This window comes from Neisseria sp. Dent CA1/247, from assembly GCF_022870825.1.
Classification (GTDB): Bacteria; Pseudomonadota; Gammaproteobacteria; order Burkholderiales; family Neisseriaceae; genus Neisseria; species Neisseria zoodegmatis.
The window spans coordinates 1,724,238-1,747,140 of record NZ_CP091522.1 but is presented as its reverse complement, the minus strand read 5'-3'; the positions used below and the strand labels follow the sequence as shown (position 1 = coordinate 1,747,140).

Genomic DNA, 22,903 nt, shown 5'->3' with positions numbered 1-22,903 from the left:
AAGGCCGTCTGAAAATGTTTTCAGACGGCCTTTTTTCAGACGGCCTTAATGATTTGTGGTGCTGTGCTTCGGCTTTTATCAAGAAACTAATTGCAGCCTGCCGCCATTTCCAGCAATTCCGCGGCATGGCTGCGGGTGGTTTCGGTAATGGTTTCACCGCCGAGCATACGGGCCACTTCCTGAATGCGTCCGGCTTGATCAAGCACGCTGATTTCACTCACGGTTTGGCCGTCGTTGCTGTGTTTGTGTACTTGCCAATGGTTTTCGCCGCATGCCGCCACTTGGGGAAGGTGGGTAACGGCCAAAACTTGGTGTTTTTTACCCAATGAACGCAAAGCCTTACCCACGGTTTCGGCAACGCCGCCACCGATGCCGGTATCGACTTCATCGAAGATCAAAGTCGGGACTTGGGTGTATTGGCTGGTAACGACTTGAATCGACAGGCTGATGCGCGCAAGTTCGCCGCCTGATGCGACTTTGTTTAAGGGGCGCAAGGGGCTGCCCGTGTTGGCGGCGACTTGATATTGAACTTGCTCCAATCCGTGTGCGGTAGGGGAGGAGGGCAGGAGTTCGATATGGAACTTGGCGCCTTTCATGGCCAGCTGCTGCATGTGATGGGTGGTTTCGTTGCTGAGTTTGGCAGCGGCCTGATGGCGCATGGCCGAAAGTGTTTGCGCCGCTTTCATGTACTCGGTTTCGCTTTGAGCAACGGCGGATTCGAGTGCGGCGATGTCGGCGGCAGCTTGGAGCGTGTGCAGTTGGTTGCTTAATTCTTCGAGTTTTGCCGGCAATTCTTCCGGCTCGACGCGGTATTTCCGAGCCATGCTCATCAATTCGCCCATGCGGCGCTCTTGTTCTGCAAGCTCTTCGGGATTGATTTCCACGCGGTTGGCAACATCGCGCATGTTGGCGCTGATTTCGCTGAGTTCCGCTTCGATGCTGGCGAGCATATTCAGGCTCTCGGCAAAGCCCGGCTCTATTTCTTGCAGGGTGCCCAGCAGTTTTTGGCATTGGTAAAGCTGCTGCTGCATACCGTTGTCGCCGTTGATGTAGTCAGCGGTTTGTGCTGCGGCTTGCAATAATTCTGAGGCGTGGGCAAGGCTGCTGTGGCTTTGGTTGAGTGTTTCCCATTCCCCTTGCTTGAGGTCGAGGCGGTTGAGTTCGTTGAACTGCCATTCCAGCCTTTCGCGTTCGATGGCGATATTTTCGGCTTGGTTTTGCGCTTCGCTGAGGGCTTTTTGCGCGTTGTGCCAGCTTTGGTAGCGTTGTTTGACGGTTTCCGCTTGCTGCTGGCTGCCCGCAAACGCATCCAGCAGTGAACGCTGTGCGGATTCTTGGTTGAGCGAATGGTGGGCGTTTTGGCCGTGGATGTCGATAAGTTGTTCGCCAATGGCTTTTAATTGGGCGAGGGTGGCGGTTTGGTTGTTGATGAAGCTGCGGCTTTTGCCTTTTGCGTCGATAATGCGGCGGATGCTGAGTTCTTCGTCGCCTTCTTCGATTAATCCTTGCTCGTAAAGATTTTTTTTCAGCTCGTGTAAATCGCTGATATCGAAAAGAGCGGAAAGCTGCGCTTCTTTGGCTCCGGTGCGGACTTGGCTGTAATCGGCTTTGTCGCCCAAGAGCAGGCCGATGGCATCAAGCGTAATGGATTTGCCTGCGCCGGTTTCGCCGGTGAGCACGGTAAAGCCGCTTTGAAAGTTTAAATTCAGTTTTTCTACGATGACAAAGTCGCGTAATGAAAGTGCCAGCAGCATGGGATTTCCTTCGGTTTGGAGGCCGTCTGAAAATGAAGTTGGTTTAGAAAATCTGATTATAACTAAGATTTATCGTAGCTTAAATAAGTTTTTGTTGATTTTGATTGTGCTGGTTTAATTTTATGGCATTTTGGAATCGCCTGAAACAGTTTGATTGTCCATTTTGTAGGTTTTCGACAGACAAGGCCAGAATAATTTTTACCAACAGAAAGAATGGCTTTTATCAAAACAAAACATAACGGCAAGCTGGGAGAAGGGTAGGGAAGCCGAGGTTGTTATGAACCTGTTTTGTTGACAATATCTGATTTTTTCATCCGCGACGGCAATAAATTCAGTTACAATAGCTTGAATTTTTTGCTTGATTGTTCCCAACATCTGAAGGATGCCCAAACCATGTTTTCAAAAAGCGTAACCATTGAGAAATACGATCCCGAACTCGCCGCCGCGATTGCCAAAGAAGTGCAACGCCAGCAAGATCACGTTGAGCTGATTGCTTCGGAAAACTACGTCAGCTGCGCCGTGATGGAAGCTCAAGGCAGCCAGCTTACCAACAAATACGCCGAAGGCTACCCCGCCAAACGCTATTATGGCGGCTGCGAATACGTGGACATCGCCGAGCAACTGGCCATCGACCGCGTGAAAAAACTCTTCGGTGCCGAATACGCCAACGTGCAGCCGCATTCCGGCTCGCAAGCCAACCAAGCCGTGTACGCTTCGGTGCTGAAACCCGGCGACACCATTCTCGGCATGAGCTTGGCTCACGGCGGCCACTTGACCCACGGCGCATCGGTCAACATTTCCGGCAAACTGTATAACGCGATTACTTACGGCTTGGACGAAAACGAAGTGCTGGATTACGCCGAAGTAGAACGCTTGGCTTTGGAACACAAACCGAAAATGATTGTGGCCGGTGCCTCTGCTTACGCCCTGCAAATCGACTGGGCGAAGTTCCGTGAAATCGCCGACAAAGTGGGCGCATACTTATTTGTGGATATGGCGCACTACGCAGGCTTGGTGGCCGGCGGCGAATATCCCAACCCCGTTCCGTTTGCCGACTTCGTGACTACCACCACCCACAAAACCCTGCGCGGCCCGCGTGGCGGCGTGATTCTGTGCCGCGACAACACGCACGAAAAAGCCCTTAATTCCGCTATTTTCCCGAGCCTGCAAGGCGGCCCGCTGATGCACGTGATTGCCGCTAAAGCCGTGGCTTTCAAAGAAGCGTTGGAGCCGGAATTTAAAGCATACGCGAAACAAGTGAAAATCAACGCGGCGGCCATGGCGGAAGAGTTGGTGAAACGCGGTTTGCGCATCATTTCTGGTCGCACCGAAAGCCATGTTTTCTTGGTGGACTTGCGTTCGAAAAACATTACCGGTAAAGCTGCCGAAGAAGCTTTGGGCAAAGCGCACATCACCATCAACAAAAACGCTATTCCGAACGACCCGGAAAAACCGTTTGTGACTTCCGGCATCCGCGTCGGCACTGCCGCGATTACCACCCGCGGCTTCGGCGAAGCCGATGCCCGCGAGTTAGCCAACTTGGTTGCCGATGTATTGGAAAACCCCGAAGATCAAGCTACGTTGGAGCGCGTAGCCAAAGCTGCTACCGCTTTGTGTGAGAAAAATCCGGTTTACGGTGCTTGATTCGATTTAGTGGGATAAATGAAAAGAGGCCGTCTGAAAACATGTTTTCAGACGGCCTTTTAAATATTTGAGACTTTACCCACTTGCTTCTGTAAGGCGCATCGGCATGGTTTACGGATGCCGCTGCTGGGCGGAATTAAACGGTATCTTTCAAGAAGATGGGTAAAGCTTTATCGGGCTAGAAATCCCTGCTTTAAATCAACTCCAAGTCCGGCCCTGCATTTTGGGCGCGGCGGCTGCGTAACTGGATGTCGAGGTGCAAGTCGTGGGCGGAGTCGGCATTCTTAATGGCGTCTTGGAAGCTGATGTGCCCGCTTTCATACAGTTCGTATAACGCTTGGTCGAACGTTTGCATGCCCAAGCTTTGCGATTTCTTCATGATTTCTTTAATGGAATGCACGTCGCCGTTGTGGATTAATTCGGCAATCAGAGGCGAATTCAGTAGCACTTCCACGGCGGCCACACGGCCTTTGCCGCCTTCGCGCGGAATCAAGCGCTGTGAAATGAAGGCTTGCAGGTTGAGCGAAAGGTCGGTAAGCAGCTGGGTGCGGCGTTCTTCCGGGAAGAAGTTGATGATGCGGTCGAGTGCTTGGTTGGTGCTGTTGGCGTGCAGCGTGGCCATGCACAAGTGGCCGGTTTCGGCGAAGGCAATGGCGTAATCCATGGTTTCGCGGTCGCGGATCTCACCGATCAAAATCACGTCGGGGGCTTGGCGCAGCGTGTTTTTCAGCGCGGCAAACCAGTTTTCGGTGTCCACGCCGACTTCGCGCTGGGTAATGATGCAGTTTTTGTGGCTGTGTACGAATTCGATCGGATCTTCGATGGTGATGATGTGGTCGAAGCTGTTTTCGTTGCGGTAGTCGATCATAGAGGCCAGCGAGGTCGATTTACCCGAGCCCGTGCCGCCGACAAAAATCACCAAGCCGCGTTTCTGCATGGCGATTTGTTTTAAAACCGGCGGCAGATTGAGGTTTTCAAATTTGGGGATGTTGCTGGTAATGGTACGGAATACCAAAGCCGTTGCACCGCGCTGAACCATGGCGTTGACACGGAAACGGCTGGTGTCGGGCAGGCTGATGGCGAAGTTGCATTCGTTGGTATTGGTAAATTCTTCCATCTGTTTGGGGCCCATGATGGAGAACGCAATTTCCATACAACGCTCGGGCGTGAGCGGTGTTTCGTTGATGCGGGTGATTTTGCCGTCCAATTTCATGGCCGGCGGAAAATTGGCTGTGATGAAGAGATCGGAGCCTTTGTATTTGTTTAAGGTTCTCAGCAGTGAATAGATTTCTTCTTTTGCGGGTAAAGGGTTTTCGTTTTCAACCATTGTTCAGCCTGTATGATAATTTGATAAAACGGACGTAATTATAACAAGTTCGGGGCGGTATTTTAAGCGTGTGAATAAGGCTTTACAGAAGGTAGAGGAAATAATTCATTGAGGGTATAATCTTTGAAATGATTATTTATAGGAAAAGATAAATGTTTGAGCAGCAAAAAAGCGGTACGGTCGCGGTAATCGGCGCGATGGAGCAGGAAATCGAACTGCTGAAAAGTAAAATGGAGCAGGTAAAAACCGAATATTTCGGCAAATTTACCGTGTATTCCGGCCTTTTGTGCGGCAAGCATGTGGCTTTGGTGTTGAGCGGTATCGGCAAAGCAAACGCGGCGGCGGTGACTGCATTGGTTGTGGGCAAGTATGCGCCTGATTATGTGATTAACACCGGCAGTGCGGGCGGCATCGGGCAGGGCTTGAAAGTAGGCGATGTGGTGATCGGTACGCGCGTGGCGCATCATGATGTGGATGTGACGGCATTCGGCTATGTGTCGGGGCAGATTCCGCAAATGCCTGCGGAGTTTGAAAGCGATGCCGAGTTGGTGGACAAAGCCGTAGTAGCGGCAGATGCGTTTGACGGTGCGACGGTGCACAAGGGTTTGATTGTAAGTGGCGACCAATTTATTCACAGCAGTGAAAAAGTGGATTTTATTCGTCGCAATTTTAACGGCGTGTTGGCTGTGGAAATGGAAGCGGCTGCGATAGCGCAAGTCTGCTTTCAATTGGACGTGCCGTTTGTGACCGTGCGGGCAGTGTCGGATTCTGCGGACGAACAGGCTGACATCAGCTTTGATGAGTTTTTGAAAATCGCGTCGGTTAATTCTGCGCGTATGGTGATGAACTTGATTTAAGCTGTATTATTTATTGTATTGAGCGGATTGCCGTTGGAATAATCATGGTTCCAACGGCAATCCGTTTTGTTTTTCTGCAATTGTTTTCTTTTGATTTTCATATGGTTAATTTAGACATCTGAAACTTAAATCTCATTCATACACTCTTACGCCTTAAGCCTCGTTTTGCGGTTGTGAAAAAAGCGTGTGTACACGGCGAAAGCCGGCAATGTATGAAACGCAGCTTCATGGCTGAATATGCTTGGCTGTGCAAACAGAATGAATTCAATCGTTTTTATTTCGAAATGTATATCTCTTTAAGGAGTGTAGGTAATGAATAAAACTTTATTGGCTTTTGCCGTAATCGCTTTAGGATTGAGCGCATGTTCGGAGAAAAAAGAGGCTGCTCCTGCTGCTGCCGAGCCGGCTGCTGCTGAAAGCACGGCTAATTTGCATCCTACTTGTACAGAATATTTCAAACGTGTTGAAGCCTGTATGGGCAAAGCGGATAAAGCCGCTGCCGAGCAGGTGAGAGTAGGTTTGGAGCAAACCAAACAGTCTATCGCTGCTGCGGACTCAAGCACTCAAGAAACGATTTGTAAGCAAAGCAACGACATGTTTGGCGAAACTGCCAAAGCCATGCAGTGCGAGTAATACAGTGTTTCAAACCCTGCCTCGGGCAGGGTTTTTTTAATGGCTGTCGGGCGGGAAGAGTAGGGCGGCTATGTCTTTTTGTGAATCATGCTCCGTTTTCTTTGGCAGGTATTTTCCGATAAAACTTTTTTCATTTCTCTTTGAGGCCGTCTGAAAATTTTGGTGCGGGCTGCGGCTGTTTGCCGCTGAATGGCGCTAACTTAATCTGATAAAATAAGCTTTTTTCAACACAGGCCGTCTGAAAACGGGTTTTGCGGGTTTCGCCAAAACTTTTTCAGACGGCCTAAACTGCTGTCCATGCCGATATGAACTATCCTATCCCCGCCCCCGCCCAAAAATCACGCTGGCTCGACCTTTCCCGCGGCAGCCTGCCGTTTTTCCTAGCCCGATGCCTGCCTGAAAAGCCCGTTAAAATCATTCTCACGCAAGATGTGGAGCAGGCCCTGCGCCTGCAAACCGCGTGGCAGTTTTTCCGCCCGCAGGATAAGGCCGTGTTTCTGCCCGACTGGGAAACGCTGCCCTACGAGCGTTTTTCGCCGCATCACGATTTGGTGTCGGAACGGCTGGCTGCGTTGTGGCAAATTAAGCAGGGCGCGGCGGATGCGGTGTTCGTGCCGGTGGCTACGGCCATGCAGAAGCTCGCGCCGGTGTCGTTTTTGATGGGGCGCACGTTTTGGCTGAAAACCGGCCAGAATTTGGATATAGCCGTGCTGCGGGAAAACTTGGTGGAAGCCGGTTACAGCCATGTTTCCAACGTGATTGCCGCCGGCGAATTCGCCCTGCGCGGCGGCATTTTGGATATTTTCCCCAGCGGCAGCGACATGCCCTACCGCTTGGATATGTTCGGCGACGAAATCGACAGCATCAAAACTTTCGACCCCGATACCCAGCGCACCATCGCGCCCGTTTCCGAAATCCGCCTGCTGCCCGCGCACGAGTTCCCGACCGACGACGACGCGCAAAAAATCTTCCGCAGCCGTTTCCGCGAAGAAATCAACGGCGACTACAACGCCGCCACCGTTTATAAAGCCGTGAGCAACGGCCATTTCGGCGCGGGCGTGGAATATTATCTGCCGCTGTTTTTTGAAAACGAATTGGCCACGCTGTTCGACTACATCGGCGAAGAGGCACTGGTGGTGTGCATCGGCGACGTACACGCCGAGGCCTCGCGCTTTTGGATCGATGTCAAATCGCGCTTTGCGATGGCGCAGGGCGACGAAACCTACCCGCCTTTGCATCCACAGCATTTGTATCTCAGCGAAGACCAGTTTGCCGGCCGTCTGAAACCTTACGGCCAAATCCTGCCCGACTTTAACGGCAAGCAGCACGCGCTGCCCGACGTGGCCGTGAACCGCCAATCCGAAACCCCGCTCGCCGCGCTGCAAAGTTTTCAGACGGCCTTTAACGGCAGGGTGTTGTTGTGTGCCGAAAGCGCAGGCCGCCGCGAAACCATGCTCGGCTTTATGCAGCAGCACGGCCTGAAAGCGCAAAGTGTGGACGGCTGGCAGGCGTTTTTGGACAGCGACGCGCCGTTGTGCATTACCGTAACGCAGTTGGCCTATGGGTTTCAGTTGCCGTCTGAAAACGCCGACCGTGTACCTGAATCGACTCAAACCGTAGGTCGGATTCTCGAATCCGACGAAACAGAAGCTGATTTGATGTCGGATACAAGTATCCGACCTACGGAAGCCGAACCTGTAGGTCGGATTCTCGAATCCGACACCCGCACACCTCAAACCTTGCCCCATTTTTCAGACGGCCTCGCCGTTATCACCGAATCCGACCTCTACCAATACGTCGCCCGCAGCCGCACCTCGCGCCGCAAAAAACACGCCCAAGTTTCAGACGGCCTCTTGCGCGACTTGGCCGAAATCAACATCGGCGACCCCGTGGTACACGAAGAACACGGCATCGGCCGCTATATGGGCTTGGTCAACATGGATTTGGGTGAGGGCGACAACGAAATGATGTTGCTCGAATACGCCGGCGAAGCACAGCTTTACGTGCCCGTGTCCAACCTGCACCTCATCAGCCGCTATTCCGGCCACGCACATGAAAACGTGCAACTGCACAAACTCGGCACCGCCGCATGGAGCAAAGCCAAACGCAAAGCCGCCGAGAAAGCGCGCGACACCGCCGCCGAACTGCTCAACCTCTACGCCCAACGCGCCGCACAGGAAGGCTTTAAATTCCCATTCAACGAGTCGGACTACCAAGCCTTTTCAGACGGCTTCGGCTACGAAGAAACCGAAGACCAAGCCGCCGCCATCGCCGCCGTGCTCAAAGACCTCACCCAAGGCAAGCCGATGGACAGGCTCGTGTGCGGCGATGTCGGCTTCGGCAAAACCGAAGTCGCCCTCCGCGCCGCCTTCGTGGCCGTGATGGGCGGCAAACAAGTGGCCGTGCTCGCCCCCACCACGCTGTTGGTCGAACAACACGCACAAAATTTCAGCGACCGCTTCGCCGATTTTCCCGTTAAAGTCGCCCAGCTTTCCCGCTTCAACAGCAGCAAAGAAACCAAAGCCACGCTCGCAGGCATGGCCGACGGCACGGTCGATATCGTTATCGGCACGCACAAACTCGTGCAAGACGACATCCAATTCAAAAACTTAGGCTTAGTCATCATCGACGAAGAACACCGCTTCGGCGTGCGTCAAAAAGAGCAGCTCAAACGCCTGCGCGCCAACGTCGACATCCTTACCCTCACCGCCACCCCCATTCCGCGCACCCTCAGCATGGCGCTCGAAGGCTTGCGCGATTTCTCGGTCATCACCACCGCCCCCAGCCGCCGTCTTGCCGTCAAAACCTTCGTCAAACCCTTCAGCGAAGCCAGCGTGCGCGAAGCCGTGTTGCGCGAACTCAAACGCGGCGGGCAAGTATTCTTTTTACACAACGAAGTCGAAACCATCGAAAACATGCGCGAACGCCTCGAAATCTTGCTGCCCGAAGCCCGCATCGGCGTAGCGCACGGCCAATTGCGCGAGCGCGAACTCGAACAAGTGATGCGCGACTTTTTGCAGCAACGCTTCAACGTGCTGCTCTGCTCCACCATCATCGAAACCGGCATCGACATCCCCAATGCCAACACCATCATCATCAACCGCGCCGACAAATTCGGCCTCGCCCAACTGCACCAACTGCGCGGGCGCGTCGGCCGCAGCCACCACCAAGCCTACGCCTACCTGCTGATTCCGGAATACATCACCAAAGATGCCGAAAAACGCCTCGATGCCATCTCAGCCGCCGACGAACTCGGCGCAGGCTTCACCCTGGCCATGCAGGATTTGGAAATCCGCGGCGCCGGCGAAATCCTCGGCGAAGGCCAAAGCGGCGAAATGATGCAAATCGGCTTCACCCTCTACACCGAAATGCTCAAACAAGCCGTGCGCGACCTCAAAAAAGGCCGCCAGCCCGACCTCGACGCACCGCTGGGTGTAACCACCGAAATCAAACTGCACAGCCCCGCGCTCTTGCCCGAAAGCTACTGCCCCGACATCCACGAACGCCTCGTTTTATACAAACGCCTCGCCACCTGCGAAAACGAAGCCCAAATCAACAGCGTGCACGAAGAACTCGTCGACCGCTTCGGCCTGCCCGAGCAACCCGTCAAAACCCTAATCGAAAGCCACCGCATCCGCCTGACGGCCAAAGAAATGGGCATAGACGCGATCGACGCCACCGCCGAGGCCGTCACCCTCACCTTCGGCAAACACCACAACATCAACCCCGCGCAGATTATCTTGCTGATGCAAAGCAACAAAAACTACCGCATGGCCGGCGCGGACAAATTGCGCGTGAGCGCGGTGATGGAAGATGTGGCGGTGAGGATTCAAACGGTGAAGGCGGTTTTGAAGAAGTTGGGGGAGGAGTAAACAGGCTAACTGAAAGAAAAGGCCGTCTGAAATTTCAGACGGCCTCAAAACCAACCGTAGGGCGGGCATCCCTGCCCGCCGCTTGCTAAATAAAGAAAGGACGACCAAATGCTTCATGCCATTATTCAAGGTAAAAGCAGCCGTTGGTTGAAAGACGCTAAAAAAGAAGCGCTTTTATCTGCCAACAAACGCACCCATACACCTAAAGAGGATGAAATTACTTCGACCATTTTCGGGGTAATGAAATATCTCAACGCTTTTGATGTATACCGTTTTTTTCGGAAACTATCAAAGCAAAGCATTCCAAACGATATTCAGCATGTCAGTCACCAAATCGTTTTTTGGAAACGCAGAAAACATAAGTGGAAAGATAACACGGAAAGGGTAACCGAACCCGATATGCTGGTTTATTTTGAGGTGGATGGTAAAAAAGAAAGCTATATTGTTGAACTGAAGTGGGGAGCTTACTCGCATTTCGGACACGATCAATTAGAGAGGGAGTGGGCTTGCTTTCAAAAAGGGGAAACGCATCTGATTTATCTGGCTGATATGATTCATCCTGATTTCTATAACAAACAAAAAGGACTTCCTTGGCATGCTCTCACTTGGCAACAATTTTTGGGTATTGTTTCATCGGAGTGTGAGCATAATCATGGCTCATATGCTTTATATATGAAAGATTTGTGTGAATTATTAAATACCTTGAAAATAAGGAGATTCTATGCTTTTTCTTCATTAAAACTACCATCTGGTTCAGAATGGCAAAATAGCCATTTTTTCATCTTTGATTTCACTCAAATTAATGTACCAATGTTAAATAATACTTGGAGGGTAACAGATGAACAGTAATATCCAGCAAGGCGTGGCAATCACCCAAGCTTTAAATGAATTGGAAAAATTTTTCCAAGAGGTAGAAGCACTACGCAGATTATTATCCGAACAATTAAATGATTTTTTATCGAACAGTACAGAATTCAAAATAGGAGATATAGACTATATTTGTACGGAATCTGAAAGTACTTGGCTATTTCCTTGGGATAATCTGAGTATTGCTATATTTGAGAAAAAAACAAGAAAGTTGATAGATGATAAGGCTCACAGATTTATTAACTTTCAATTTTCTTTCTTCGGAGAAAGCACCGCAATTCCCGACCAACAGGCGCGGCCTATTCTTCATGTCAGTTCTTCAGGGTTACGTCACTGCTTTGATGACTTTTATGTTCGATATCCAATTGATAAAAATTGGTATTTTGATGATTTTCCGGGAGCCTTATCTTTAGAAAAAAATGAATTAATTTGGTCGAATTATGATTATGGCGATAAATTTTGGCACTATAGTGTTGATTTATTAAGTATTAACGCAACTAATGTTAAACAAATTCTCATCGACCCCGTTTACCGCTTGTTACATGGTGAACCATGGGAAGTGGTTCCCGGTTCTGCTTTAGATAAAGCTATTGTTCGATACGAAAACTTAGAAAGCATTCTCAAATAAAACCAATTGCCATAGGGCGGGCATCCCTGCCCACCTCTTGCTCGGTAGAGCAAGACAACATAAGGTAATAACAGTATCTTGGACAAACGGCGGGCAGGGATGCCCGCCCTACGAAATGGTAAGAACCGATAAACAAAACACAAAAAAAGGAAAACGTCATGCCCAATTTCCGCCGCCATTATGTGCCGGGCGGTATGTATTTTTTCACGGTGAATCTGAACGACCGTTCAAAGGATTATCTTATCCGCTATATCGACGAATTTCGGGCGGCCTACCGTGAAACGCTGCGCCATTTGCCGTTTGAAACCGCGGCCATCTGCATTTTGCCCGACCACTTCCATTGCATTATGCGCTTGCCCGAACATGACCGTGATTTTTCGCGGCGCATTCAAAATCTGAAAATCAACTTCAGCAAACGGTTGCCCGAAGAAATCCGTTCGCCCAATACGGCCCAATCCAATAAGCGGGAAAGCGGGATTTGGCAAAGCCGTTTTGGGAACATGCCATCCGAAACGAACGGGATTTGGAAAACCATATTCATTATATTTATTACAACCCTGTGAAGCATGGCTATGCCGAGCAAGTGTGCAACTGGCCTTATTCTTCGTTTCATCAGGATGTGGCTTCGGGCTTATTCGATGCGGCTTGGGGTGGCAATATGCCGTCTGAAATTCAAAATTTATATCACGATTAAGCCGTAGGGCGGGCATCCCTGCCCGCCGTTTGGTTAGCAGAGTAGAAAAGCTCAAGGTAGCAACAAGTCCGCACGGGGGAACGGCGGGCAGGGATGCCCGCCCTACATTAAGGCCGTCTGAAATTTCAGACGGCCTCATTAACATAGACGCTATATTACCAATAACCTAAAACTTTCCACCAAACGCCGCCGATAAAAATGAATACCAGCAGGTTGACGACGCTCATCACGAAGCCGGCTTTCCACCACTCGCTGAGTGTGGTGTAGCCCGAGCCGAAAATCACGGGCGACGTGCCGGTGGCGTAGTGGGTAAGCGTCATCATGATACTGGAGGCGGCCGCCATCAACAGGGCGAACAGCATGGGCGGTGCGCCCAAGGCGATACCGGCGGCGTAGAAAGCGCCGAGCATGGCGGTTATGTGGGCGGTGGTGCTGGCAAACATATAGTGCGCATACATATAGGCCAGCAACAGTAGAGTAGAAGCGCCCACCCAACCCAAGCCGAGATGTTCGATGCTGCTTTCCAATACGCCGGAAAACCATGCGATCAGGCCGAGTTTATTCAAGAAGGTGGCCATCATCACGAGTGCGGCGAACCAAGTTACGGTGTCCCACGCACTTTTTTCTTTGAGAATGTCGTCCCAAGAAAGCACGCCGGAAAGTAACAGCAGGGAAAGGCCGATAAAGGCAGTGGTGGTGGCATCGACTTTCCAACCGCTGCCGAACAGCATGGCGGGCACGCCCGCCCACAAGATCAGCAGCAGCGCGAAAATGCCCAGCATGATTTTTTCGCCGCGGTTCATTTTACCCAATTCTTTCAGCCGTTCTTTGGCAAACTGGGCGGCGTTCGGCGTTTCTTTGATTTCGGGCGGATAGATGAAATAGAGCACCAACGGCATCAAAAACATGGCGGCCAAGCCGGGCAGCAGCATGGCCAGCGCCCAAGTGCCCCAAGTGAGGTGAATGTCGGAGTTGGTGGCTTTGGCAACGATATCGACCACCAGCGGATTAGGCGCGGTGGCGGTGATAAACATGGCGGAGCTGATGGGATTGCTGTGGTAGTTCACCAGTGCCAGATATTTACCGATGCGGCCTTGCGTGCCTTTTTCAGGGTCGGAATCGTAGCTGGAGGCAATCGCTTTCATCACGGGGTGGATGATGCCGCCGCCGCGTGCGGTGTTGCTCGGCGTAACGGGGGCGAGCAGCAGCTCCGACAAGGCCAAGCTGTAACCGATGCCCAAGGTTTTTTTGCCGAACAGGGAAATAAACAGATAACCGATACGCGCGCCCAAGCCGGTTTTCAGGATGCCGCGCGAAATCATGATGGATACGCCGATCAGCCAAATCAGAGGGCTGGCAAAACTGCTCAAGGCATCTTTAATGGCATCGGCGGGCTTTTCGGCAGTAACGCCGGTAACGGCCACCAGCATAATCGCCACCATCGAAAGTGCGCCGATCGGCATGGCCTTGCCGATAATGGCGGCAATCACGCCGACAAACATCGCCAGCAGATGCCATGCTTGGGGCGTTACGCCCTCGGGTACGGGAATCACGAACCAAATCAATAAGGCCAAACCTACTGCAATGGCAGCGGGTATCGGTTTGAAGCCGAGTTTGTTGTCCATATCGGTATCCTTTTTGTGTTTAAACGGGAAGCATAATGTGAATATGGTGTTGAGATAAAAATGCTTATTTATTCTACCGAAAAGGCCGTCTGAAAAGAACCGCGGCTTTCAGACGGCCTCGTCTCTTTAGCCGATGATTTGTTTGAGATCAAAAGCCGTTCGCATAGTTCGCTATATTTAGGGCTTGGAGGGCGCTGAAAAAAATTAGGGTAGGAATACGGTTTTATGCTGCCGCTTTTTCAATAAAAGTTTTGCTAAAAAAGGGGGTAAGAAAATACTTGTTTTGGCGTTTTTATCAACCGATAAAAACCGGTTGTTTGACCTATATCAAGCATAAAAACAGTATGGCGGTTTGCGAGAAAAAATAAAATTTTTCAGTGTGTTAAATATGCCAAAGTTAAACTTTAATCGAGCGGATTTACTGGAAGCTTGTTCTGTTTCGTGTAAAATCACACTTATAAAAAAGTGTATTTATCTTAACAAACTGAAACTTTATGTAATACACGGCAGGCTTGCGGCAGGGCGGCCGGAGAGGCTCTTGCGGGCGGCGTGTATTTGATGGGTTTCAAACGGTTCTGTGCTTATGATTACGATTTTATATTTCGGCGTGCTGAAGCAGGATTTGAATACTGCCCGTGAGTCTGTGGCGTGGCCGGGAGGAAGCGGGCGTGATTTGCTTGAGATGCTGCGGGCCCGCGGCAGTGATTGGGAGCGCGCGCTGGCCGAGGGCAGGGTGTTCCGCTTGGTAATCAATAAGAAAATCAGCACTTGGGAAGAGGAGATTCCCGACGGTGCGGAAGTGGGGCTGCTGCCTCCGGTAACAGGGGGCTGACGATATGAAGGCAGTAATCAGGGTTCAGACCGAAGATTTCAACCTGCAAAGCGAATACGATGCGTTGTTGGAAAAGGGAGCCAACACCGGTGCGGTCGCGGGCTTTGTGGGTTTAGTACGCGACCGCGATACCGAAACGCCTTTGGCGCATCTGTTTTTAGAGCATTATCCTGAAGTTACCGAAAACGAAATCGCCCGTATCGTTCAGACGGCATCGCAGCGCTGGCCGTTGAGTGCGTGTACGGTGGTTCACCGCGTCGGCAGTTTGTCGGCCGATGACCAGATTGTTTTGGTGCTGACGGCATCGGAACACCGCAAGGCGGCATTTGCGGCTGCTGAGTTTATTATGGACTACTTGAAAACCGAAGCACCGTTTTGGAAGAAGGAAACTTTTTCAGACGGCCTTGAGCGTTGGGTAGAGGCCAAACAAAGCGATGCGGAGGCAGTGTCTCAATGGGAGAAATAAACAATGACGGTAAGTGCATTGATTATGGCCGGTGGAGAGGGCCGGCGCATGGGCGGGAAAGACAAAGGTCTGATGATGTGTCAAGGGAAAGCCTTTGTCGATCATGTGATAGATGCCCTCAGGCCGCAAGTCGACAATATTGCCATTAGCGCAAACCGCAATATCGAGGAATACGCCCAGCGTACGCCGCATGTGTTTGCCGACGCGCGCCAATGGCAGGGTTTGGGGCCGCTGGCGGCTTTGGGAACGGCAGCCAGCGATATCCAGTTTGCCAAAGCGGATTGGTTGCTGATTGTGCCGTGCGATACGCTGAGGTTGCCGCCCGATTTGGTGGAGCGTTTTCTTCAAACGGCGGGAAAGTCTTTTTCAACCCACGCGTTTTATGCTGAAACGCCTATGAAACAGCATTACAGCGTGATGTTTGTACGGCCGCAAACGCTTCAAAGTACGCCGGCTTATCTGCAAACGGGTTTGCGTACCATGCGCGGCTGGCTGGAGCAGGAGCATGCTTTGCCTGTAACGTTTCCGCTGGAAGAGGCGTTTGTTAATTACAATTCGCCGCAAGACATGGCAGCCGTGCCTTGTTAGATGTTGTGTAAACAGCTTGAGGCCGTCTGAAAGCTAGCTATTCGAATAATGGCAGATACGATGGGAAAACAGGCCTAGCAGGCTGAGTTGGGGCCTTACAAGTGCTTTAGCCGTTGGTTTGTATCAATGATGCCGCTGCAAATCACGGTTCGACATGGAAATGTTGGGAAAAGTGTAAGTACCTCAATGTAATGAACTATCGGGAAAACGCAGGGCCGTCTGAATTTTCAGACGGCCCTTTATTTATGTGATGCAAGTTGTTGGGTATTAAACCATCATCTTGGCACTTAGAGCTTTTCTGCGTACTGCTTCAGCACCTCGCGGAAAGCGTCGCCGGTTTCGGGGTGTTTCAAACCGTAGGCGAGGGTGGCTTCCAGATAACCGATTTTGCTGCCGCAATCGTAGCGCGTGCCTTCAAAAGCATGTGCCAGCACAAACTCGTGATCCAGCAGGCGGGCGATGCCGTCGGTAAGTTGGATTTCATTGCCTGCGCCGCGCGGCAGGTTGGTGAGCAGGTCGAAAATACGCGGCGTGAGAATGTAGCGTCCGACCACGGCCAGATTGGAAGGTGCTTCTTCGGGTTTCGGTTTCTCAACGATATTGGTGATGCGCTTGTAGTTTTTCAGATTTTCGATTTCAACAATGCCGTATGAACCGGTTTGCGACGGGTCGACGGTTTCTACGCCCAAAACGCTGTTGCCGGTTTGGTTGTAGATATCCACCATCTGCTTCAACGCGCCTTGCGGTGCGTCGATCAAGTCGTCGGCCAGAATCACGGCAAACGGGTTGTCGCCGACGGCGGCTTTGGCACACAGTACGGCGTGTCCCAAACCCAATGCTTCGGCTTGGCGGATATACAGGCAGGTAATGTTCGGCGGCAGAATGTCTTTAACGTGGGCAAGCAGCTTTTCTTTGTTGCGCTGCTCGAGTTCCGTTTCCAATTCGTAGGCTTTATCGAAGTGGTCTTCGATGCTGCGTTTGTTGCGGCCGGTAACGAACACCATTTCGGTACAGCCTGCGGCCACGGCTTCTTCTACGGCATATTGGATCAGCGGTTTGTCGACGATCGGCAGCATTTCTTTCGGGCTGGCTTTGGTAGCCGGCAGAAAGCGGGTGCCCATACCGGCAACGGGGAATACGGCTTTTTTAATCGGTTTCATTATGTCTCCTTAAATGTGCTTGGCAATACGACAAGTTTTTAATAATAAAGTTTGAAATAAGTTCCAAATTTAAGCGATAAATTTTGTACCGCCTTCATCATTAATGCGGTTTTATCCTCAAGCCAATAAAGTCATCAACTGCGCTTCATCCAACACCGCCACCCCCAACGCCTGGGCTTTTTCCAGTTTGCTGCCCGCCGCTTCGCCCGCAACCACATAATCGGTTTTTTTCGATACGCTGCCGGACACTTTCCCGCCCGCCGCTTCAATCATGGCTTGCGCTTCGTCGCGTTTCAGCGTCGGCAGCGTGCCGGTGAGTACGAACGTTTTACCGGCAACGGCTTGATTGAGGCCGTCTGAAACAGTTGGTTCGTTTTCAGACGGCATATGTTCTAAAAACGCTTTCATAACAGATAACAAGGCTGTGTTTTCGGGCTGGCTGCGCCAGCTTTGCCAATCGCTGTTCAGGGCTTGGTCGTGCAGCAGGCCGTTTATGCTTTTGCCGGCCAAATCCCACAAGGCGGCGGCTTTAGTTTCGCTGATTTTGAAACCGGGCAGGCGGCTGAGCCATTTTTGCGGTTCGACATATTGCGCCAGCGGCAGGGTAACGGCCTGATCTTTCGGGATAACGCCGACGGCAAGCAGCTCGTCTATCATGGCTTGCTGTTCTTCTTGGGCGAAGAAATGGGCGATGGAACGGGCGACGACAGCACCGATGTCGGGCAGGCAGGCCAGCACCGGTTCGGGTGCACGGCGTACTTTTTCCAGCGTGCCAAACGCCTGCGCCAGCACTTTGGCCGTGCGCTCGCCGACGTGGCGGATGCCGAGGGCGAACAGAAAACGGGCGAGTTCCGGCTGTTTGCTGGCTTCGATGCCGGCGAGGATGTTTTCCGCCCATTTGGTCGGCGACTGTTTTTTCGCTGTTGTTTTGAGGCCGTCTGAAACCGTGCTGCCAGTGTCCGCAGCCTGTTCCTTATCGGTGTTTTCTTTCATCAACTGCAAAGTCGGCACGTCCAAACGGTAGAGGTCGGCGAAATGCTGCACCAGATTTTGGGCGACCAACTGCTCGATCTGCCGCTGGCCCAAGCCCTCGATGTCCATCGCTTTGCGCGAAGCAAAATGAATCAGCCCTTGCGCGCGCTGCGCCTGACACAGCATGCCGCCGCTGCAACGGGCCACGGCTTCGCCTTCTTCGCGTTCGATTTCGCTGGCGCAGATCGGGCAGCGTTCGGGCAGGCGGTATTGGGGGTAAAGCGGTATTTGTTCGTTTTGTACGTTTTCAGACGGCCTAACTGGTTCGGCAAATAAATCTTTTTGCAGGCCGTCTGAAACGGTTTCGGCAATAGTTTCAGTAAAGTTTTGCATCGGGCGGCGTTCAAACACCACGCGCACCACTTCGGGAATCACGTCTCCCGCGCGGCGCACTACTACGGTATCGCCCACGCGCACGTCTTTGCGCTGCGTTTCGCCTTCGTTGTGCAGCGTGGCGTTGGTTACGGTAACGCCGCCGACAAACACCGGCTGCAAGCGGGCGACGGGGGTAACGGCACCGGTGCGGCCGACCTGCACGTCAATCGCCTCGACCACGGTTAAGGCTTCTTCGGCGGGGAATTTGTGCGCGATGGCCCAGCGCGGCGCGCGGGAAACGAAACCCAAAGTTTCCTGCTGTGTCAAGCTGTTCACTTTTACCACCATGCCGTCGATTTCATACGGCAGTTCGGGGCGTTTGTGCGACATGTGTTCGTAAAATGCCAGTATTTCGGCGATATTCGGGAAAACGCCGAATTGTCCGTGCGGCAGGCCGAAACCGAGTTCCGACAAATAAACCAGCTCCTGAATATGCGCTTCCAAACGTGCGCCGCCTTCGATGCGGGCGATGCCGTAAGCGAAAAAATGCAGACGGCGTTTGGCTGTGATGCGCGAATCGAGTTGGCGCAGGCTGCCCGCCGCAGCATTGCGCGGGTTGGCAAACAGTTTTTGATTGGTGGCTGCCTGCATCTCGTTTAAGGCGGCAAAATCGGCTTTGAGCATCAGCACTTCGCCGCGCACTTCAAGCAGCGAAGGCAGGTTGTCGCCGTGCAGTTTCAGCGGGATATTGGCAATGGTTTTCACGTTTTGGGTAACGTCTTCGCCGGTGGTGCCGTCGCCGCGCGTGGCCGCCTGAACCAGCACGCCGTTTCGGTAGAGCAGGCTGATGGCGAGGCCGTCGAATTTGGGCTCGATAACGTATTCGGGTTGAATGCCCGATAATCCGCCGCGCACGCGCTCGTCAAACGCCAGCATTTCGGCATGGTCGAAGGCGCCGTTTTCATCTTGCGGCGAAAAAGCATTGTTCAGCGACAACATCGGCACCTCGTGGCGCACGCTTTCAAAGCCGTCTAAAGGCATGCCGCCGACGCGCTGGGTGGGGCTTTCGGGTAGGCGCAAATCGGGGTGGGCGGCTTCGAGGGCTTCGAGTTCGCGGAAGAGCCGGTCGTACTCGGCATCGGGCACGGTCGGCGCGTCGAGGGTGTAGTATTCGTAGGCGTAGCGGTTGAGCTGTTCGGTGAGTTCTTGAATGCGGCGTGCGGTGTCGTTCATGGATGAGGCCGTCTGAAAAAGGTAAGTGGTTTTTCAGACGGCCTCTGGTTTTCGTGAATAGATGCTGAAGGCCGTCTGAAACAGATAGGCCGTATTGTATAGAAAAAGGGGCTGTCTGCCATGCCCCTTCTTGATATAGGCATGTTTCGGCAAATAAAAAAGGCCGTCTGAAAAGTTTTCAGACGGCCTTTGATGATGGTTTGCGCTGCTGTTGCGCAGATTAAGAGAACAGGCGTTGTGCCAATTGTCCGCTCGGCTCGATGCCGACTTTTTTCATTTCGTCCTGACGCGCCAGCACATAGCTGCGGACGTCTTTCAGCCATTGGGTGGAGAGTTCTTCCAGTTTGTCGTTGACCAAATCCAAGCCTAAGGTGCTGGAAAGTTTTACGGCCAAATCCATAAAGCGGTTGAACTGTTTTTCGCCCGCAGGCACATGGGTAATGTCGAACAACATGCTGAAGCCGCGGTAGGCTTGGCTGTCGAGCAGGCTGGAGGTGAAGGGCGAGTTGTCGAGGGTAACGATGGTAAACAGCGGTTCGCCTTTGTCGTCGGGGAAGTGGAATGCGCCGTCCACGCCCAATTCGAAGCCGAGCTGTTCGACGGCAGAACGCAATTCCACGCCGCTTACGGTGCCGCGTGAAACGAGGTGCATGGCGATGGTTTGGTCGACGCGGGCGCACAGTTCGTCGAGCGGGCGGGCAACATTGAGGAAGGTCTCTACGTCGGTCAGCAGTAGGCCGCCGTTCATTTTTTCGGCAAACTGGTTTACTTGCTCGCCGAATTGTTCCAACTCTTGGGTGGTGGCCAAACCGCTGCGGCTGACGGATTGCAGGCCGATGATGAAGCCTTGGTAGTAAACGCTGGGAATCGGCTCGGCGATTTGGAAACGGTCGTCCATGGTGCAGCCGGCGATTTGGAAGCGGTGGCGGTTCGACAAGCGGGGAATGGCGTGCAACTCTTGCGGTTCGCTCAGGGAAATGTAGGCCATGTAGTCGAAGCGCGGGTCAAACCACGGCAGTTCGAGTTTGGTGAGGTCGTGCAGGTCGAGCAGCAGTTTGCGTTTGCCGTGGAGTTTGGTTTGTGAGTAAACGGGCGCGGCAACGCGTTTGAAATCGTAGGCGGCTTCGGCTTCTTGGGTTTCCGGTTCGATCACGCTTTCTTTGAAATCGTCTTCAAATTCGATTTCCACATCGGGCTTTTTCGCGGCGGCTTCGGAAACTTTGGCGGCGAATAAGTCGTCTTTGGGCTGCAAAGCGGGTTCGGAAATGTCTTTTTGGCGGACGGGGCGCAGAGGCACGCCGGTTTGGTCTTGCGATTTGCCGTCGCGCACGAAGTCGGTTTTGCTGCCGAGCAGGGCGTCTTTATCGGAATGGCCGAACTGGCGGCGTACCTGCTGGCGGTATTGGTTTTCTTGATACATGTTGTAGGCGATGACACCAAGGATGATGACAAGGGCTAAAACGATAATGATCAGGATTGTTTCATTCATAAGTCTGAAAACCTGTGTTGATGGGTTGAACGGTGCATTATGCCGGGATTATAGCTAAATTTGTGCTTCATTACAGCTTGAGGCCGTCTGAAACTGCGGATTATTTTCTGTGCGGACGATGTTTATGCCGCTTTCATGTATTTTAGCCCAATTGAAAAAATGACCGGGGTCACTTTTTCTGTCTGGTGCAATATCCTGATGACCGGTAACGGCTTCGATGGGATAGCGGCTGCGGAGCGCTTGCAGAAGCCGGTTGAGAGATTGGTATTGGGCTTCGGTAAACGGTTCGAAATCACAGCCTTCCATTTCGATGCCGATGGAAAAGGTATTGCATTTTTCGCGCCCGCGGAAAGACGACGCGCCGGCGTGGTAGGCCATGTCGTCGCAGGAAACGAATTGTACGGTTTCGCCGGTGCGGCTGATGAAAAAGTGGCTGGAAACGCGCAGCCGGTGGATAACGCTGAAAAACGGATGTGCGTCGGGGTTGATGCGGTTGGTGAATAATTGCTCCACCGCGCCGTTGCCGTATTCGAACGGGGGCAGCGAGATGTTGTGCACGACGACCAGTGAAACGGTTTCGTTGTCGGGGCGGGGCGAGAAGTTGGGCGAATCGATTCGCCGTGCAGGCTGCCACCAGCCTTGTTGCCAGTTGTTTTCCATCATCGGGTTTCTTTGCAGGGGCTGTTCAGACGGCCTTTATATAGGGAGGCCGTCTGAAAACGGTTGGTTTGTTCAGACGGCCTTTTGTCGGAAAATCAACGGCCGCTCCGGGGCTTGGGCGATAATTTAAAATTTACAGGAATTACCACTCGCGGCGGCTTTTACGTTTTATACTGTCGCCGAATTTCGATAGGACGAATCCTACCATGTTGAAAAAATTGTTTAAATGGCTTGCCGGTCTTTTTATTGTATTGGTTGCCGCGTGGTCGGCTTTGTTGTTTGTGCCGAAAGACAACGGTAAAGGCTACCGCGTCAAAGTGGAAAAAAACCAAGGCATGGCTTCGGTGGGTCGCAAGCTGGCCGACGACGGTGTGATTTACAACCGCCATGTGGTGTTGGGTACGGCGTATCTGCTCGGCGTGCATAACCGTTTGCACACAGGTACTTACCGCCTGCCTAAAAAAGTGTCTGCCTGGCAGATTCTGCAAAAGCTGCGCGGCGGCCGCCCCGATTCGGTAACCGTGCGGATTGTAGAAGGTATGCGTTTCTCGCAAATGCGCAACATCATCAACAACACCGCCGACATCGAGCATGAAACCCGCGGCTGGAGTAATGAAAAGCTGCTGAAAACCATTGATCCCAACCCGTTGAGCGACAACCCGGAAGGGCTATTTTTCCCCGACAGCTACGAAATCGACGCGGGCAGCAGCGACCTTCAAATTTATAAAACCGCCTACCGCATGATGCAGCGCAATCTGCAGGCGGCGTGGGATGAGCGCCAAAGCGGGCTGCCGTATCAGAATCCTTATGAACTGCTGATTATGGCCAGCTTAATTGAGAAGGAAACCGGCCACGAAGCCGACCGCCGCCACGTTTCCGCCGTGTTTGCCAACCGCATCGCCATCGGTATGCGCCTGCAAACCGATCCTTCGGTGATTTACGGCATGGGCAGCGCGTATAACGGGCGCATCCGCAAAGCCGACCTGCAACGCGACACGCCTTACAACACCTACACCCGCGCCGGTTTGACACCGACGCCGATTGCTTTGCCGGGCAAGGCCGCGTTGGAAGCCGCTGCCCATCCTTCTCAGGAAAAATATCTGTATTTCGTATCGAAAATGGACGGCACGGGTTTGAGCCAGTTCAGCCATACTTTAGACGAGCATAACGCTGCGGTACGCAAATATATTCTCAAGCGTTGATGCGGGCGCATCTTGACACGGGGCC

19 protein-coding genes are annotated in these 22,903 nt (G+C 52.4%); 12 read left to right on the top strand and 7 right to left on the bottom strand.

Annotated elements, in window-relative coordinates; genetic code table 11:
* Positions 1-86: 86 nt before the first annotated feature.
* Entirely contained in the window at positions 87-1,754 is a 1,668-nt protein-coding gene (recN, locus tag LVJ85_RS08635; RefSeq protein WP_244738889.1) for a DNA repair protein RecN, read from the bottom strand.
* Positions 1,755-2,147: 393 nt separating this feature from the next.
* Here recN and glyA point away from each other — a divergent pair, with 393 nt between their 5' ends.
* Positions 2,148-3,398 carry a serine hydroxymethyltransferase gene (glyA, locus tag LVJ85_RS08630; protein WP_244738888.1) on the top strand — a complete coding sequence of 417 codons (1,251 nt, stop codon included), beginning with the start codon at positions 2,148-2,150 and terminating at the stop codon, positions 3,396-3,398.
* A gap of 193 nt (positions 3,399-3,591) precedes the next feature.
* On the opposite strand, the gene LVJ85_RS08625 is transcribed toward glyA, so the two are convergent.
* Positions 3,592-4,725, bottom strand: a complete 1,134-nt coding sequence (locus tag LVJ85_RS08625; RefSeq protein ID WP_244738887.1) for a PilT/PilU family type 4a pilus ATPase — start codon at positions 4,723-4,725, stop codon at positions 3,592-3,594.
* 152 nt (positions 4,726-4,877) lie between these two features.
* Between LVJ85_RS08625 and LVJ85_RS08620 the strand changes: the two genes are divergently transcribed.
* The 7 genes from LVJ85_RS08620 to LVJ85_RS08590 all read left to right on the top strand — a co-directional run bounded on the left by LVJ85_RS08620 (position 4,878) and on the right by LVJ85_RS08590 (position 12,276).
* Positions 4,878-5,582: a 5'-methylthioadenosine/adenosylhomocysteine nucleosidase gene (locus tag LVJ85_RS08620; protein ID WP_244738884.1), complete on the top strand. Its 705-nt coding sequence runs from the start codon at positions 4,878-4,880 to the stop codon at positions 5,580-5,582.
* Positions 5,583-5,894: 312 nt separating this feature from the next.
* Entirely contained in the window at positions 5,895-6,215 is a 321-nt protein-coding gene (locus LVJ85_RS08615; RefSeq protein WP_085363088.1) for a DUF5339 family protein, read from the top strand.
* A 305-nt stretch (positions 6,216-6,520) separates the two neighbouring features.
* Complete coding sequence (gene mfd / locus LVJ85_RS08610) at positions 6,521-10,087, top strand: transcription-repair coupling factor (RefSeq protein ID WP_244738876.1); 3,567 nt, start codon at positions 6,521-6,523, stop codon at positions 10,085-10,087.
* 108 nt (positions 10,088-10,195) lie between these two features.
* Complete coding sequence (locus tag LVJ85_RS08605) at positions 10,196-10,936, top strand: hypothetical protein (RefSeq protein WP_244738868.1); 741 nt, start codon at positions 10,196-10,198, stop codon at positions 10,934-10,936.
* Positions 10,926-11,582, top strand: coding sequence for a hypothetical protein (locus LVJ85_RS08600; protein ID WP_244738866.1), 657 nt, complete (start codon positions 10,926-10,928; stop codon positions 11,580-11,582). The genes LVJ85_RS08605 and LVJ85_RS08600 overlap by 11 nt, the downstream gene beginning before the upstream one ends.
* A gap of 158 nt (positions 11,583-11,740) precedes the next feature.
* On the top strand, positions 11,741-12,145 hold the full coding sequence (locus tag LVJ85_RS08595) for a transposase (RefSeq protein ID WP_244738864.1): 405 nt from the start codon (positions 11,741-11,743) through the stop codon (positions 12,143-12,145).
* Positions 12,106-12,276, top strand: a complete 171-nt coding sequence (locus LVJ85_RS08590; protein WP_244738858.1) for a hypothetical protein — start codon at positions 12,106-12,108, stop codon at positions 12,274-12,276. Before LVJ85_RS08595 ends, LVJ85_RS08590 begins: the two co-directional genes overlap by 40 nt.
* A 155-nt stretch (positions 12,277-12,431) precedes the next feature.
* Here LVJ85_RS08590 and LVJ85_RS08585 read toward each other — a convergent pair whose 3' ends face one another.
* Positions 12,432-13,901, bottom strand: a complete 1,470-nt coding sequence (locus tag LVJ85_RS08585; protein ID WP_244738856.1) for a DASS family sodium-coupled anion symporter — start codon at positions 13,899-13,901, stop codon at positions 12,432-12,434.
* Positions 13,902-14,484: 583 nt separating this feature from the next.
* Here LVJ85_RS08585 and LVJ85_RS08580 point away from each other — a divergent pair.
* From LVJ85_RS08580 to mobA, 3 genes are read left to right on the top strand one after another with little or no spacing between them, the layout of a single operon-like run.
* Positions 14,485-14,733 carry a MoaD/ThiS family protein gene (locus tag LVJ85_RS08580; RefSeq protein ID WP_115133152.1) on the top strand — a complete coding sequence of 83 codons (249 nt, stop codon included), beginning with the start codon at positions 14,485-14,487 and terminating at the stop codon, positions 14,731-14,733.
* Between the two features lie 4 nt (positions 14,734-14,737).
* Complete coding sequence (locus LVJ85_RS08575; RefSeq protein WP_244738855.1) at positions 14,738-15,199, top strand: molybdenum cofactor biosynthesis protein MoaE; 462 nt, start codon at positions 14,738-14,740, stop codon at positions 15,197-15,199.
* A 3-nt stretch (positions 15,200-15,202) separates the two neighbouring features.
* Entirely contained in the window at positions 15,203-15,787 is a 585-nt protein-coding gene (gene mobA / locus LVJ85_RS08570) for a molybdenum cofactor guanylyltransferase MobA (protein WP_115133154.1), read from the top strand.
* Positions 15,788-16,074: 287 nt separating this feature from the next.
* On the opposite strand, the gene galU is transcribed toward mobA, so the two are convergent.
* From galU to ampD, 4 genes are all read right to left on the bottom strand, one after another.
* Positions 16,075-16,947 (bottom strand): UTP--glucose-1-phosphate uridylyltransferase GalU, encoded by an 873-nt coding sequence (gene galU, locus LVJ85_RS08565; protein WP_244738853.1) that lies wholly within the window; start codon positions 16,945-16,947, stop codon positions 16,075-16,077.
* 117 nt (positions 16,948-17,064) lie between these two features.
* Positions 17,065-19,527, bottom strand: coding sequence for an NAD-dependent DNA ligase LigA (ligA, locus tag LVJ85_RS08560; protein ID WP_244738851.1), 2,463 nt, complete (start codon positions 19,525-19,527; stop codon positions 17,065-17,067).
* A 220-nt stretch (positions 19,528-19,747) separates the two neighbouring features.
* Positions 19,748-21,016 carry a cell division protein ZipA C-terminal FtsZ-binding domain-containing protein gene (locus LVJ85_RS08555; RefSeq protein WP_244738842.1) on the bottom strand — a complete coding sequence of 423 codons (1,269 nt, stop codon included), beginning with the start codon at positions 21,014-21,016 and terminating at the stop codon, positions 19,748-19,750.
* 54 nt (positions 21,017-21,070) lie between these two features.
* On the bottom strand, positions 21,071-21,676 hold the full coding sequence (ampD, locus tag LVJ85_RS08550; RefSeq protein WP_244743135.1) for a 1,6-anhydro-N-acetylmuramyl-L-alanine amidase AmpD: 606 nt from the start codon (positions 21,674-21,676) through the stop codon (positions 21,071-21,073).
* Between the two features lie 206 nt (positions 21,677-21,882).
* Between ampD and mltG the strand changes: the two genes are divergently transcribed.
* Positions 21,883-22,878 carry an endolytic transglycosylase MltG gene (gene mltG, locus LVJ85_RS08545; protein ID WP_244738840.1) on the top strand — a complete coding sequence of 332 codons (996 nt, stop codon included), beginning with the start codon at positions 21,883-21,885 and terminating at the stop codon, positions 22,876-22,878.
* The last annotated feature ends 25 nt before the right edge of the window (positions 22,879-22,903 follow it).

Coding starts and splice junctions, on each gene's coding strand:
- recN (WP_244738889.1), bottom strand. CDS start 1,754: ATGCTGCTGGCACTTTCATTACGCGACTTTGTCATCGTAGAAAAACTG.
- glyA (WP_244738888.1), top strand. CDS start 2,148: ATGTTTTCAAAAAGCGTAACCATTGAGAAATACGATCCCGAACTCGCC.
- LVJ85_RS08625 (WP_244738887.1), bottom strand. CDS start 4,725: ATGGTTGAAAACGAAAACCCTTTACCCGCAAAAGAAGAAATCTATTCA.
- LVJ85_RS08620 (WP_244738884.1), top strand. CDS start 4,878: ATGTTTGAGCAGCAAAAAAGCGGTACGGTCGCGGTAATCGGCGCGATG.
- LVJ85_RS08615 (WP_085363088.1), top strand. CDS start 5,895: ATGAATAAAACTTTATTGGCTTTTGCCGTAATCGCTTTAGGATTGAGC.
- mfd (WP_244738876.1), top strand. CDS start 6,521: ATGAACTATCCTATCCCCGCCCCCGCCCAAAAATCACGCTGGCTCGAC.
- LVJ85_RS08605 (WP_244738868.1), top strand. CDS start 10,196: ATGCTTCATGCCATTATTCAAGGTAAAAGCAGCCGTTGGTTGAAAGAC.
- LVJ85_RS08600 (WP_244738866.1), top strand. CDS start 10,926: ATGAACAGTAATATCCAGCAAGGCGTGGCAATCACCCAAGCTTTAAAT.
- LVJ85_RS08595 (WP_244738864.1), top strand. CDS start 11,741: ATGCCCAATTTCCGCCGCCATTATGTGCCGGGCGGTATGTATTTTTTC.
- LVJ85_RS08585 (WP_244738856.1), bottom strand. CDS start 13,901: ATGGACAACAAACTCGGCTTCAAACCGATACCCGCTGCCATTGCAGTA.
- LVJ85_RS08580 (WP_115133152.1), top strand. CDS start 14,485: ATGATTACGATTTTATATTTCGGCGTGCTGAAGCAGGATTTGAATACT.
- LVJ85_RS08575 (WP_244738855.1), top strand. CDS start 14,738: ATGAAGGCAGTAATCAGGGTTCAGACCGAAGATTTCAACCTGCAAAGC.
- mobA (WP_115133154.1), top strand. CDS start 15,203: ATGACGGTAAGTGCATTGATTATGGCCGGTGGAGAGGGCCGGCGCATG.
- galU (WP_244738853.1), bottom strand. CDS start 16,947: ATGAAACCGATTAAAAAAGCCGTATTCCCCGTTGCCGGTATGGGCACC.
- ligA (WP_244738851.1), bottom strand. CDS start 19,527: ATGAACGACACCGCACGCCGCATTCAAGAACTCACCGAACAGCTCAAC.
- LVJ85_RS08555 (WP_244738842.1), bottom strand. CDS start 21,016: ATGAATGAAACAATCCTGATCATTATCGTTTTAGCCCTTGTCATCATC.
- ampD (WP_244743135.1), bottom strand. CDS start 21,676: ATGGAAAACAACTGGCAACAAGGCTGGTGGCAGCCTGCACGGCGAATC.
- mltG (WP_244738840.1), top strand. CDS start 21,883: ATGTTGAAAAAATTGTTTAAATGGCTTGCCGGTCTTTTTATTGTATTG.